Genomic DNA, 14,057 nt, shown 5'->3' with positions numbered 1-14,057 from the left:
CATGCAAGATGACAAGCATCCCTCTCGCTTGATCACCGATGTCGCTTCATCGACCGACACGCTTACCAAGGCGCCGGCCAGTCGCCGCAGCTTCCTCAAGACCGCCGCACTAGGCTCCGCGGCCGCGGTGGCGGCCCCCTGGATCGGCAACGCCCAGGCCCAGGAGAGCATTCGAATCCGTATGCAGTCTTCCTGGCAGCCGGGCACCACAGGCTACAGCATCTTCGAAACATGGTGTAAGCGCGTGGCCGAGGAGACCGGCGGTGAAGTCACCATCGAGCCGTTTCCGGCGGGTGCGGTGGCCGGCGACTTCGAGGTAGCCGATGCAGTGCGCAACGGCGTGCTGGATGGCCAGAACTGGTTCACCGTTTACTGGCCCGGCAAGATGCCCGCCGGCGTGTTCCTGACCGCCTATCCGATGGGCCTGTCGATGCCCCACCAGTGGGACATCATGTTCGGCGCCTATGGCGGCTTCGGACTCGCCAAGGACCTGTATCGCAAACAGGGGCTCGAACTGCTTGGCTATGTCCACCATGACATGAACCTGATCCATTCCAAGAAGCCGCTGCGCAGCTTCGACGACTTCAAAGGGGTCAAGCTGCGTATGCCGGGCGGCATCGTTGCCGAGACCTTCGCCGCTGCGGGCGCCCGTACCACTCTGCTGCCGGGCTCTGAGGTCTACCCGGCGCTGGAGAAAGGCACCATCGACGCTGCCGACTATGTGGGGGCAGCGGTCAACTATGAGCTGGGGTTCTGGCAGGTCGCCGACTACATCATCATGGGGCCGCCCTCCACGCCCTGCCTGCATCAGGCCGTCGACCTGATGGACATCGCGGTCAACCGTCGTGTGTTCGAGCGCATGTCGACCAAGACTCAGGACCTGATGCACGACCTGGTGGCGGCATACTCCCGCGAGCATTATGCAGCGATCCAGAAGGCCAACGCCGAGGCCTGGCCGAAGTACAAGGAGAAGGGCGTCGAGATCATCCACCTGACCGAGGAAGATGCGTCACGGTTCCGTGAAGTGGCTCTCCCGCTGTGGTTCAAGTGGGCCAACAAGGACCAGGATGCGGCACGCCTGTTCAAGGCGCACCTGGATACCATGATGGACCCGGCGGTGGCACTGATCACCCCGGAAGACATCAAGGACTACGAACTCAACCTGTAAGTCTGCCTGCCCCTCTGTCGGGGGCTGTGGCCTACGGGCTGCAGCTCCCGGCAATAGGGCGTGATCACTGCCTATCCCGCATCCCCTAGACTCAATGTTCCGTTGCCATCGCCGGGAGCTGATGGTATCGCGGAGGAGTACCCATGAATCTTGAGATCAATTTTGTACTGCCGCACTGGCTCTACTGGGCGGTGCTGCTGCTGTTGCCGCTGATAGTAATGTTCTTCGTCGATCGCAGCTTCCGCCGCGGTGCCAGCGTTGATGGCGGAGACACTGGCGAGTTGCCCAGCAGCGGTGAAGCCGAGGTCGGCTACAAGCCCCCCGGTAACCTGTTCACCACCATCGTCGACCGGATTTCCGGGTTTTCCGGTCGCTACGTGGCCTATTGGGCACTGGTTGCTCCCTTCGCCTTCGCTTATGAAGTGCTGTTGCGCTATGCCTTCAACTCGCCGACCAACTGGGTCCACGAGTCGATGACGCTGATGTTCGGCATGCAGTACCTGGTCGCCGGCGCCTTCGCCCTGCGCGAGGGTGGACATGTGCGCGTCGATATCCTCTATCAGCGTGCCAAACCGGTGAACAGGGCGGCGCTGGACGTACTGACGTCGGTGTTTTTCTTCATCTTCACCATCGCGCTGATGGTGACCGGCTGGACGTTCTTCTCCCAGTCGGTGAGCGATGAGCTTTTCTTCGGCTCGAGCTATGCCAACGAGACGTCCTTTACCGAATGGGCCATTCAGTTCTATCCGGTGAAGTTCATGCTCTTCTTCGGCGCGCTGCTGCTGCTGCTGCAGGGCTTTGGCCAACTGATTCGTGACATCCAGGCATGCCGCCATCATTGGCGCCTGCATGAGGGCAGCCGGACCTTCGCCCGCGTGCTGCTGGTCATCGCCGTTGTGCTAGGCGCCTGGACCCTGTTCGAGATGGTCAACGTCGCGGTCACCGATTATGAGAGTCTCCCGTTCAGCATCGAGCACAGCCTGGGCTCGGTCGGTATCGGTGGTCTGACGCTGGTGATGTTCGGCGCCTTGATGGTGGTGCTGGTGGCGGGCCTTCCGCTGGCCTTCGTTACCGGTGGCCTGGGGGTGGTCTTTCTCTACCTGGTCGGCGATCAGGCCATGCTGAACCTGATGCCGTCGCGCATCTTCCCGATGATGACCAACTACCAGCTGTCGGCCATTCCGCTGTTCATCTTCATGGCCTCGGTCCTGGAGAAGGCCGGGATCATCGAGGAGCTGTTCGACGTCGTCTACAAGTGGATGGGCGGTCTCAAGGCCGGCCTGGCCATCGCTACCGTCATCGCCTCGACCCTGCTGGCCGCCATGGTGGGCGTGATTGGGGCTGCGGTGGTGACCATGGGCCTGATCGCTCTGCCGGCGATGCTCAAGCGCAACTACGACCCTGAGATCGCCATCGGCTCGATCATGGCCGGCGGGACCCTGGGCATCCTGATCCCACCGTCGATACTCGCGATCATCTATGGCGTCATCGCCCAGCAGTCGGTGGGTGAGCTCTACCTCGGCTCGCTGATTCCCGGCCTGATGCTGGCCTTCATGTACGGCTTCTACTGCTGGCTGCGCGGCACGCTGAACATCAAGATGGCGCCGCCGATGCCGGTCGAGGAACGGGTCGACATGAAGGAGAAGTTGCGTCTGCTGCGCAATATGCTGGCGCCGATCATTCTGGTGGTCCTGGTGCTCGGCATTATCTTCACCGGTATCGCCACCCCAGTGGAAGCGGCCGGCATCGGCACCTTCGGCGCCCTGGTTGTGGCTGCCATGCACCGTCGCCTGACCTGGCCGAACCTGCATGCTGCCTGCATGACGACGCTGGTCGCATCGGCGATGGTGATGTGGATCATCTTCGGCGCCAGCATCTTCGTCGGCTTCTACATCCTTCAGGGCGGCCAGCAGTTCGTGCAGGAGTTGATCTCCGGCGCCGGCCTCGGTCCCTATGCGGTCCTGGCTCTGATGATGGTGCTGCTGGTGGCGCTGGGCATGTTCCTCGACTGGGTCGGTATTCTGCTGCTGGCGGTGCCGATCTTCGTGCCGTTGATCCAGGGCCTGAACTTCGATGGCGTCTTCGGGCTGCCCGGGGTGGACCCGGCCGATGTCTCGCTGTGGTTCGGCGTCATCTATCTGGTCAACATGCAGATGTCTTTCCTGAGTCCACCGTTTGGCTACGCGCTGTTCTACATCAAGGGCGTGTGTCCGCCGCATATCACCATGGGCCAGATATTCAGGGCGTCCTTCCCGTTCCTGGGCATCCAGGCGCTGGGTCTGCTGCTGGTCATCCTCTTCCCGGCACTGGTGACCTGGTTGCCTGGCCTGGCCTATGGCTAAGGGCTTTGGTTAAGGGCTTTGGTTAAGTAAGCCGCCCGACAAAGGCCGCCAGGCGTCTGCCTGGCGGCCCATAGCGCTAAGGTCCGAGCATTGCACCCAGCCCTGTTGTGGTCGAAATCCGGTGCGACAGCCCCTGTCGTTGCAATTTTTTACATGGCACAGTTGAACGTCAGCGGCTCTGTGTCGTCCCATACTAGTTACATACACTGTATTTCCCTTGGAGGTATTTTTTAGATGCAACGCCTGACTGCCCTGTTTACGGCTGCGCTGCTGAGCGCCGGTATAATGTCCGCGCCTGCCATGGCGCAAGAAGACGCCGCTTCTTCCGAGGCTGCACAAGCCCAGGCGGCCGCACCGGCCACTGACTTCTCCGACGAGACGCTTCAGAAGTTCGCCGACGCCTCCAAGGAAATCGCCAGCGTTTCTCGTGAGTACACCGAGCGCCTGCAGAACGCCAAGGACGAGGCCGCCAAGCAGGAAGTTCGCATGGAGGCCAACAAGGATATGGTCAGCATCGTCGAGGATAGTGGTCTCGAGGTTGGCACCTTCAATGCCATCGGCCAGGCCATTCAGCAGGATCCTGAGCTGATGAAGCGGGTCCAGGCCATGGTCGAACCGCAAGCCGAATGATGCTTGTACCCGGTCATGTTTGAGCCGGTCGCGTCATGAAAGAGGCCACCTTCGGGTGGCCTTTTTCATGCCTGAGTGTTTCCTCGCGGGGTAGCTCTTTACAGTTCCTGGCGGGCGTTGGAGACTTGAGCCCTCAAGGCATCCTGATGCAGGACGAACTGATTCAAATTCTCCTTACATTCTAGAGACCCGACTAGACACCCAAGGCGAGGCGGTGAGCATGGAAGTGGAACTGTTGGAAATTCGCCAGCACATCGCGGGCAATCCGCCCTTCGATACGCTCAGCGACGATCTGCTCGACGAGGTGGCCGGTGCCGTAGAGGTCACGTATTTCCGCGCCGGCACCATGATCTGTGAGGACGGCCAGCCGACGCAGGATCTTTACTATATCCGCAGCGGCGCCGTGGAGGTCTATCGGCGCAACGGGGAGTTGTTCAATCGCTTCGGCGAGGGCGATATCTTTGGCTACTTCGACCTGCTCAGGAATCAGCAGGTTCGCTTCCCGGTCAAGGCGATCGAAGACACTCTGGTCTATTTTATCCCCGGTGAGCTGTTCCGTCGTCTCTGCGATGCCGATGAGATGTTTGCCGACTTCGTCGAGGTAGGCCGCCCGCGCCTCGAGACGACGGTGGACCATCAGCACCACGACAACACCATGATGACGACCCGGGTGCGAAAGTTGGTCTCGCGCCTGCCGGTGATGATCGAGGCTGATTCCACCATCCAGGCGGCGGCCGCGAAGATGTGCGAGCAGAACGTGTCTTCGGTGCTGGTGCTGAGAGCCGAGGACGAGGCCTCAGCGCGGTCCTTCGTGCTGGCTGATGGCAAACAGTGGCACACGCTGGGCATTCTCACCGACCAGGATCTGCGTACCCGAGTGTTGGCCGCCGGGCTTGATGCCGCCACTGCGGTATCCGAGGTGGTGAGCCCTCATCTGATCGCTATCCAGTCCGACGAGTCGGTGCATGAAGCGATGCTATGCATGCTGCGCAACAACATCCACCACCTGCCGGTGCTGCATCGTCGCCGTCCGGTCGGGATGCTGCATCTCTCGGATATCATCCGCTACGAGACCAACAGCAGCCTGTATCTGGTCAACAATATCTTCAATCAGACCAGCCACAAGGGCCTGGCGCGGCTGGGGGCCGACGTGCGGCGCACCTTCGTCGGCCTGGTCGCCGACGGCGCGAGCTCGCAGATGGTGGGCAGCGCCCTGTCGACCATCGGCCGTAGCTTCACCCGGCGACTGATTGAGCTGGCCGAGGAGGAACTGGGTCCACCGCCGGTCCCGTACTGCTTCATGGTGATGGGGTCGATGGCGCGCAACGAGCAGGCCATCGTGACCGATCAGGATAACGCCCTGGTCATTGATGACAGCTTTGACCCCGAGCAGCATGATGAGTACTTCCTGACCCTGGCGCAGAGAATCAGCGACGGGCTGGATGCTTGCGGTTATACCTACTGCAAGGGCGATATCATGGCCACCAACCAGCGCTGGCGGCAGCCGCTGCGGGTCTGGAAGAAGTACTTCAACGACTGGATCGATGATCCCAACCCCGAGCGTCTGCTGCATAGTTCGATCTTCTTCGATCTGGATCATGTCTATGGCGAGGAGGACTTCGTCGAGCAGCTTCAGGACTTGGTCGCCGATAAGGCCTCGAAGAGCCCGCGCTTTCTGGCAGCCATGGCGCGCAATGCCCTCAATCGCACGCCACCGCTCGGGTTTTTCCGTACCTTCGTGATGGAAAAGGACGGCAAGCAGAATAACTCGATCAACCTGAAGCGCCGTGGGACGGCGCCGATGGTCGATCTGATTCGCGTCCATGCGCTGGCCTGTGGGTCTCGGGCCCAGAACTCCTTCGACCGGCTCGATGCCATTGCCCAGACCCAACTGCTGGTAGGACGTTCCAGCGAACGCATCCGTTACGCCATGGAGTTCATCTCCATCGTGCGTATTCGCCACCAGGTCATCGATATCGAGGAAGAGCGAGAACCTGACAATAATATCGAGCCTGAAAACGTCTCTGATACCGAGCGGCACAACCTCAAGGATGCTTTCCAGGTGTTGAGCAATGCCCAGAAGTTCTTGAAGTTCCGCTACCCCTTGCCCTAGGGGTTAACCAACGTCGCGAAGGTCTATGTCCAAGTTGCCGTTTCGTCACGCCAAGGTCGACCAGCATGCCTGGCCCGAGTATCTCGCCAGCCGGGCCAGCCAGGTCAGTGATCCTGCCCTCCGGCGCTTCTTCGCCGCCTATGATCTCGATCCGAACATGCCGATCGGGCAGGTGCCGCTGGTAGCGCTGGACATGGAGACCACCGGTCTCGAGTCAAGGCGTCATTCCATTGTCAGCATCGGCCTGGTTCCCTTCACTCAGCAGCGTATCTTCTTGCCCAAGCGCCGTTACTGGGTGGTCAAGCCACGGCGCCCGCTGAGCAAGCGCTCGATCACCTTTCACCGCATCACCCACTCGGAAATCGCCGAGGCGCCGGACCTGGATGAGATTCTGGATGAGTTGCTCGACGCCCTGGCTGGACACCTGGTGGTGGTGCACTACCGGCATATCGAACGGCCCTTCCTGGATGAGAGCGTGAAGTCGCGTCGCGGAGAGGGCGTGCGCTTCCCGGTGATCGATACCATGTCGCTGGAGGCCAGGCTGCATCGCCAGTCGTGGTGGGCGCGCTTCAAGCGTTGGATGGGCCGGCCGCCGGCCTCGATACGCCTGCATGACAGCCGGCTGCGCTATGGCTTGCCGGCCTATCAGGGGCACCATGCACTGGTCGATGCCCTGGCGACCGCCGAGCTTTTTCAGGCTCAGTTGGCGACGCACTTCGATCCCGAAACGCCGCTTCATCAACTCTGGCACTGAGCGGGTGAGCGGTCGGACGATATTCGGTGACCCAAAACGATCAAGGGCGGCCTAAATAGGCCGCCCTTGGTGCTTCTGCTTAATCGTCTTCAGGTTTGTCGCCTGATGACACCGCCTTAGTGGCTTCGTGGCTCGGACATCAAGCCCTTGACGATTCCATAGCAGCCTACCAGCAGTACGATAGTAAACGGCAGGCCGGTGGTCAGGGCAGCCGTCTGAAGGGCGTTCAGCCCGCCGCCAAGCAACAGCGCGATGGCGAGAGCACCTTCGATCAGCGCCCAGAAAATGCGCTGTGGCTTCGGCGCATCAACTTTGCCGCCAGCGGTGATGGAGTCGATCACCAGCGAGCCGGAGTCGGAGGATGTCACGAAGAACACGATGACCAGCACGATACCGATGAAGGAGGTGATCTGTGTCAGCGGCAGGTACTCAAGCATCGTAAACAGCTGCAGTTCCAGAGCGGCATCCTGCACATTGGTGATGCCTTGGTTCACCACCTGATCGATGGCGGTGGTGCCGAAGGCGGTCATCCACACTACCGAGGCCAGTGACGGCACCAGCAGGACGGAGATCAGGAATTCCCGCACGGTACGACCGCGGCTAACGCGGGCGATGAACATGCCGACGAACGGCGACCAGGCAATCCACCATGCCCAGTAAAAGGCGGTCCAGCCTTGGCTGAAGTTGGCATCTTCGCGGCCGAAGGGCATCGATAGCGCCGGCAGGTTCTGCACATAGCCCAGCAGATTATCGAATATGCCGGTGGCGATCATGAGTGTCGGCCCGACGGCGATCACGAAGACCAGCAGCAAGAAGGCCAGCATCATGTTGATCTGGGAGAGACGCTGTACGCCCTTGTCCACCCCCAGCAGAATCGAACCTAGGGCGACCGCGGTGATGCCCATGATCAGCAGAATCAGTGTGGTGTTGGTATCGGGGACGTCGAACAGGTAGTGGAGACCCGCAGACGCCTGAGTGGCCCCAAGGCCGAGTGAGGTGGTCAGGCCGAACAGGGTGGCGAAGACGGCCAGGATGTCGATCACATGGCCCGGCCAGCCCCAAATGCGCTCACCCAGGATCGGGTAGAAGATCGAGCGCATGGTCAGGGGCAAGCCCTTGTTATAGGCAAATATGGCCAGCGAGAGACCCACAATCGCATAGGCGCCCCAAGGATGCAGGCCCCAATGGAAGATGGTGGCCGCCATGCTCAGGTCGATGGCACCGGCCTGGTCACCCGCGGCAGCGCCAAGCGGTGCCCAGTCGGTACGAATGCCGTCTTCGACGCTGATGCCGCCCATAGCAGTGCCGAAGTGCGTCAACGGCTCAGATACGCCATAGAACATCAGGCCGATGCCCATACCGGCAGCAAATAGCATCGCAAACCAGCCCAGATAGCCGAATTCGGGCTTGGCATCCGCCCCACCGATGCGCACTTTGGCGAGCGGCGTGAATATCAGCACGACCGCTAGAATAACGAAAACGTTGGCCCCCAGCAGGAAGACCCAGCTCAGTTTCGTGGTAAGGAAACTGAACATACTGTTGAAGATCGGTTCCATCTGGTCCTGGAGGGCCATTGTCGCGATCACGAATAGCAGAATCACCAGGGAGGAGAAGAGGAAGACCTTGCCGTGCAGATCTACATCGATTCCCAGGGGGGAGGCGGTGATGTTGTCCTGGCCGATCACATAGTCAGTATCGATCAGGTTAGCCGGGCCCTCTGGCGCCGGTATTCCCTCGGTACCGCCATTTTCCGGCGCCTTGGGTTTGCCGTCGTTGGGTTGTTTAGACACTAGACGTCTCCCTTGCGATTTTCGGTAAGTGGTTTGTCTCGATTCGGCCACGCGCCAGCCACCGGACGCAGCAGTAAAGAACGATGCCTTGATGCGGGGCGCCATTCAGCCGGCATCGTCAAGATCAGTGCTTGATTGGGGCTAACGCTGGTGTAGGGGCCGACTGGCCGTGGAGTCTGGCCCGCGTCTTCGCGAAGGCTTCACGCTGCTGAGCGAACGCTTCCGGGGTGTGCGCCACGAATCTGGGCGTGTCGGCGGTGACGCTATCCCACTGCCCTCTGCCTCGTCGTGCGGCGGCGGGTCAACGACCCCGCAGTGATGGCTCACTGACATCGAGGTGGGCGAGATCCACGGGGACCATGATCTTATCGAGCATCTTGGTGACTCCAGCGGTTTATAAGTGGTTGTAGTTCCTTGGTGTCGCTGTAAGCGCCTCATAGTCTGGGCATATGCTCACCGAATTTCCAGTGGCTCTTCAACGCTTGGCTTTTTGCGGCCCTTGGCCGCAAAAAAGCTAAGTTAATAAATGCTTTATCAGAAGAACCTATTGGGCTAGAGATGCCGCGGGGCTCAGGGCAAATGCCGATGGGGAAGGCTAGTGGAGTAAGGGCTCGCTGTCGGGCAGCGGCGCCGCTCGATAGTCTGCAACGCTGACTTGCCTATCATCGGCGGCAACAGCCGACGATTAGTATGATCCAAACAAAACGCCACAGACGATCCGAAGGACCGCCTGTGGCGTTTTTGTGCATAGCGTCATCCGGCCAAGGCCGGATGACAGATGGCTTAGCTCCGGGGTTCGGAGAGCAGCCCCTTGACGATGGCGTAGCAGGCCACCAGCAGTACCAGCGTGAACGGCAGGCCGGTGGTGATAACCGCCGTCTGGAGGGCCGTCAGGCCGCCACCCAGCAGTAGCGCGATGGCGATCACGCCCTCGATGATGGCCCAGAACATGCGCTGGGGCTTGGGTGCATCGACCTTACCGCCGGCGGTAATGGAGTCGATGACCAGCGAGCCGGAGTCCGAGGAGGTGATGAAGAACACCATCACCAACACGATACCCACGAAGGAGGTGATCTGCGTCAGCGGCAGTTGGCCCAGCATCACGAACAGCTGCAGCTCGAGGGCTGCGTCCTTGACGCCCTGGAAGTTGTCGTTAATCACCTGATCGATGGCGGTGGTGCCGAAGGCGGTCATCCACAGTACCGATACCAGCGTGGGTACCAGCAGCACGGCAATCAGGAACTCACGTACGGTGCGGCCACGGCTGACGCGGGCGATGAACATACCCACGAACGGTGACCAGGAGATCCACCAGGCCCAGTAGAAGGCGGTCCAACCCTGACTGAAGTTGGCATCTTCACGTCCGAAGGGCATGGACAGGGCGGGCAAGTCCGCCAGGTAGGAGCCCAGGTTCTTGAAGAAGCCGGTGGCGATCGCAAGGGTCGGGCCGACGGCAATCACGAACGCCAGCAGCAGGAAGGCCAGCACCATGTTGAGCTGGGAAAGGCGCTGCACGCCCTTGTCGACGCCGGCAAGGACCGACAGCAGTGCCACTGCGCTGATGCCAATGATCAGCAGTACCATGGTCACGTTGTTGTTGGGAATATCGAACAGATAGCTGAGACCCGCAGCTGCCTGTGAGGCACCCAGGCCCAACGAGGTTGCCAGACCGAACAGGGTGGCAAAAACGGCCAGGATATCGATCAAATGCCCCGGCCAGCCCCAGATCCGCTCACCCAGAACCGGGTAGAAGATCGAGCGCATGGTCAGCGGCAGGCCCTTGTTGAAGGAGAACAGCGCCAGTGCCAAGGCCACGACCGCGTAGATGCCCCAGGGGTGCAGGCCCCAGTGGAAAATGGTGGCTGCCATGGCCAGTGACATGGCGGCATCCTGATTGCCAGCAGCGGCGCCCAGCGGTGCCCAGTCGGTCCTGACGCCATTCTCCATGCTGGTGCCGCCAAGAGCGGTACCGAAGTGGGTCAGGGGCTCCGAGACACCGTAGAACATCAGGCCGATACCCATGCCGGCGGCGAATAGCATCGCGAACCAGCCCAGATAGCTGAAGTCTGGCTTGGCGTGCGCACCACCGATCCTGACCTTGCCCATGGGCGTGAAGATCAGGGCCACGGCCAGAATCACGAAGATATTAGCCGCCAGCAGGAAGAACCAGGAGAGGTTGCCGGTCAGGAACGAGAAGATCGCATTGAAGATCGGCTCGACTTCATCCTGAAGGGCCAAGGTGATGAAGACGAAAAACAGAACCAACAATGACGAGATGGTGAACACCTTGCCATGCAGGTCGACATCCAGGCCGAACTTGCGCGTGGTGACGTTATCCTGACCGATCACGTAATCGGTATCGATCAGGTTCGCCGGTCCTTCCGGCGCTGGCACGCCATCAGAGACAGGGGCGTCCTTGTCACTGTTAGCGTTTGGGGAGTTTTTTTCCACAGGGAAGTCTCCGTCTGGTGAAACGAAAGGGTGTCTTCTTGTGTAGGCCGTCAGTCGCTATGCCGGACCAGGAACACGGATACGTCGGTATGAGAGGCGACCTTGCTGCCGTTGGACGGCATGACGATGTCCAGCCGCCTAGGCAGATGCGTGGTCATGATGACCAGATCTGCGTCCGTGTCATCGATAGCCTGCAGGATGGCGTCATCCATGTCGGCAACCGGGTCGGGAGAGGTAATGACCTTGGAGCTGACCTTTTGGCCATGCAATTGGCCCTGCTCCTTGGCGAATGCCTCGAGCTTTTGCGCATACTCTTCAGGCGTCTTGGCCAGCGAACTTGGCGTGTTGGCCGTTACGCTGATGTAGCAGGTATCGGCCTGATACAGCTTGGCGATATCTGCCGCAAGATCGAGAGAGGGCTTCAAGAGTTCTGTATGTGCCAGGTCCACGGGGACCATAATTTTCTTGAACATATTCGAGACTCCATGAGGGTTTTGTTAGTTGCTGTACCTCTACGTCACGATCTGTTGTCCTGAAAGACACCGCTAGTGTGAGGATTTGCCAGGCGAATTGCCAGTGCCGGCTCATCCTCCGGCATCAACTGCCCTGTCAACGCTGAGGCAGAACTCGAAGGGCAAAAAGTGAAGAGGGACCGGGACCGCCACAGGACAGAAGGCAAGGCCGGCTGCCGGAATGACGATACGCGACTCAAGATTAGCTAGGCTGCAAACGGACGCAATCGCCCGATGGTCGCAAGGCAATAAGCGGGTAAAGTGATGATCGAGGGCCATGTCGATGCGTGCCACGCTGTCTAGCTTTCTGGCCGTGACAGGCCTGGCCGCGCTGCATGTGGCTGTGCAGTTGGCTGGACGTGTCGTAGGGCGTGGCGTTAGAAGAGCAACCGGAATGGAGGTATTCGTATTTCGTTGCCGGGATCCACGTAGCCGAGAGCGACACGCACATAGCTAAGTGCTCTCAAGCGTGAATGTGGTTATTGTCGGCGTTTGTGGCCGGTGCCACCATGGCAGCAAAGCGCCATATGCAAGAGCGCGATCATCACAATAACGAGCCCGCCATGACCGTTCAGACCCTGACGCCCACTCGCCGTTTTCGCGGTCAGCCCCGCGGCCGCGAGCTTGAGACCGACCTCCTGATAGCGCTCCGCGAGCGCCTCGGCGATGAGCGCAAGCACCCCGAGCTTGCCCGTCGCGACCTCCTCATCGAGCACCTGCATGTGCTCCAGGACGCCCACGGCCACCTGGCGCTACCTATGCTGCGCGCTCTGGCGGCCTACATGAACCTGCCGATGGCGGCCGTTTATGAAACCGCCACCTTCTATGCCCACTTCGATGTGATCCACGACGATCAAGCGCCACCCCCGGCGGTGACGGTGCGGGTCTGCGACTCCCTGTCTTGTCAGCTGGCCGGCGCCGATGCCTTGAAGCAGGCGCTTACGGCCGGCGCGGATCCGGAAGAGGTCCGCGTGCTGCGCGCGCCCTGCATGGGCCGCTGCGAGATGGCGCCGGTGGTCGAAGTGGGTCATCGTCACGTCAATCATGCGACCCAGGAGGCGGTCGAAGCGGTGATCGACACCGGCCATTTCCACCCCGAAACGCTCGACTGGCAGCGGCTCGAAGATTACCGGTGCGAAGGCGGCTATGAACTGCTTACCCAGTGCCGTGCCGGTGCGGTGACCGTCGAGGCGCTGACGGAAGAGCTCGAGCGCGCCAACCTGCGCGGGCTCGGCGGTGCGGGCTTCCCGACCTTCAAGAAATGGTACTTCGTGCGCCAGGAAGCGGGACCGCGCTACTGTGCGATCAACGCCGACGAGGGTGAGCCCGGTACCTTCAAGGATCGCCACTACCTGGAGAATGCTCCGCACCGTTTCCTCGAAGGGGCGCTGATCAGTGCCTGGGCGGTCGAGGCCAGCGCGCTCTACATCTATCTGCGCGACGAATACCCGGGCCTGCATCGGGTACTGCACGAGGCGATTGCTGAACTCGAGGCCGCCGGACTCGTCGAGCCCGGCTATGTGGTGATGCGGCGCGGCGCCGGGGCCTATATCTGTGGTGAGGAGTCGGCGATGATCGAGTCGCTGGAGGGCAAGCCGGGCAAGCCCCGCCATCGCCCGCCCTTCGTCGCGCAGCGAGGCCTGTTCGATCGTCCGACCCTGGTCAACAACGTCGAGACCGTTTACTGGATTCCGCTTATCCACCAGCGCGGTGCCGACTGGTTCGCCGGTCATGGGCGCCATGGACGCAAGGGACTGCGCAGCTTCTCGGTGTCCGGGCGGGTCAAGCGCCCGGGCGTCCATCTGGCCCCGGCGGGCATTACCCTTGCCGAGCTGATCGAGGAGTATTGCAACGGCATGCAGGAGGGCCACACCCTGGCCGGTTACCTGCCCGGTGGCGCCTCCGGCGGTATCCTGCCGGCAAGCAAGGCGGACATTCCCCTGGACTTCGACACCCTGCAGGCCGAAGGCTGCTTTATTGGCTCTGCGGCGGTGGTGGTGCTCTCGGATCAGGATGACCTGCGGGCGGTGGCCACCAACCTACTGGCCTTCTTCGCCGACGAGTCCTGCGGCCAGTGCACCCCTTGCCGGGTCGGCACCGAAAAGATGCTGACGCTGCTCGAGCGCGAGGCCTGGGATGCCGAGGCACTGCAGCGCCTGGCGACGGTGATGATGGACGCCTCGATTTGCGGGCTCGGCCAGGCCGCGCCCAATCCCGTCCTTGGTTTGCTCAAGGACTTCCGTGAGCCGCTCGCGGCCCAGCAGATCATCATCAAGGGCTGAGGCCAGGAGAGCGAA

At 61.0% G+C, this 14,057-nt stretch carries 9 protein-coding genes; 6 read left to right on the top strand and 3 right to left on the bottom strand.

Going from position 1 to position 14,057, the window contains the following annotated elements:
- Position 1 precedes the first annotated feature (1 nt).
- The 5 genes from dctP (at position 2) to Q2K57_RS04200 (ending at position 7,007) form a co-directional block, all read left to right on the top strand.
- Positions 2-1,168, top strand: a complete 1,167-nt coding sequence (gene dctP, locus Q2K57_RS04220; protein WP_112053654.1) for a TRAP transporter substrate-binding protein DctP — start codon at positions 2-4, stop codon at positions 1,166-1,168.
- 143 nt (positions 1,169-1,311) lie between these two features.
- A complete protein-coding gene (locus tag Q2K57_RS04215) occupies positions 1,312-3,510 on the top strand; it encodes a TRAP transporter large permease subunit (RefSeq protein WP_304526164.1) in 2,199 nt (732 codons plus the stop codon).
- A gap of 234 nt (positions 3,511-3,744) precedes the next feature.
- Complete coding sequence (locus Q2K57_RS04210) at positions 3,745-4,140, top strand: DUF4168 domain-containing protein (RefSeq protein WP_112053652.1); 396 nt, start codon at positions 3,745-3,747, stop codon at positions 4,138-4,140.
- 220 nt (positions 4,141-4,360) lie between these two features.
- A complete protein-coding gene (locus Q2K57_RS04205; RefSeq protein ID WP_112053651.1) occupies positions 4,361-6,253 on the top strand; it encodes a DUF294 nucleotidyltransferase-like domain-containing protein in 1,893 nt (630 codons plus the stop codon).
- A gap of 25 nt (positions 6,254-6,278) precedes the next feature.
- A complete protein-coding gene (locus tag Q2K57_RS04200; RefSeq protein WP_112053650.1) occupies positions 6,279-7,007 on the top strand; it encodes a 3'-5' exonuclease in 729 nt (242 codons plus the stop codon).
- Positions 7,008-7,123: 116 nt separating this feature from the next.
- Here Q2K57_RS04200 and Q2K57_RS04195 read toward each other — a convergent pair whose 3' ends face one another.
- The 3 genes from Q2K57_RS04195 to Q2K57_RS04185 all read right to left on the bottom strand — a co-directional run bounded on the left by Q2K57_RS04195 (position 7,124) and on the right by Q2K57_RS04185 (position 11,721).
- Positions 7,124-8,797 (bottom strand): BCCT family transporter, encoded by a 1,674-nt coding sequence (locus Q2K57_RS04195; protein WP_258395942.1) that lies wholly within the window; start codon positions 8,795-8,797, stop codon positions 7,124-7,126.
- A 783-nt stretch (positions 8,798-9,580) separates the two neighbouring features.
- The gene (locus tag Q2K57_RS04190) at positions 9,581-11,248 is read right to left on the bottom strand and encodes a BCCT family transporter (RefSeq protein WP_112053648.1); all 1,668 of its coding nucleotides are present in this window, start codon (positions 11,246-11,248) and stop codon (positions 9,581-9,583) included.
- A gap of 50 nt (positions 11,249-11,298) precedes the next feature.
- Entirely contained in the window at positions 11,299-11,721 is a 423-nt protein-coding gene (locus Q2K57_RS04185; RefSeq protein ID WP_112053647.1) for a universal stress protein, read from the bottom strand.
- A 602-nt stretch (positions 11,722-12,323) separates the two neighbouring features.
- Here Q2K57_RS04185 and Q2K57_RS04180 point away from each other — a divergent pair.
- A complete protein-coding gene (locus Q2K57_RS04180; RefSeq protein ID WP_112053968.1) occupies positions 12,324-14,042 on the top strand; it encodes an NAD(P)H-dependent oxidoreductase subunit E in 1,719 nt (572 codons plus the stop codon).
- Positions 14,043-14,057 lie beyond the last annotated feature (15 nt).

The sequence above is a fragment of the Halomonas sp. I5-271120 genome, from assembly GCF_030553075.1.
GTDB lineage: Bacteria > Pseudomonadota > Gammaproteobacteria > Pseudomonadales > Halomonadaceae > Onishia > Onishia taeanensis_A.
This window is presented reverse-complemented; position numbering and strand designations above follow the sequence as displayed.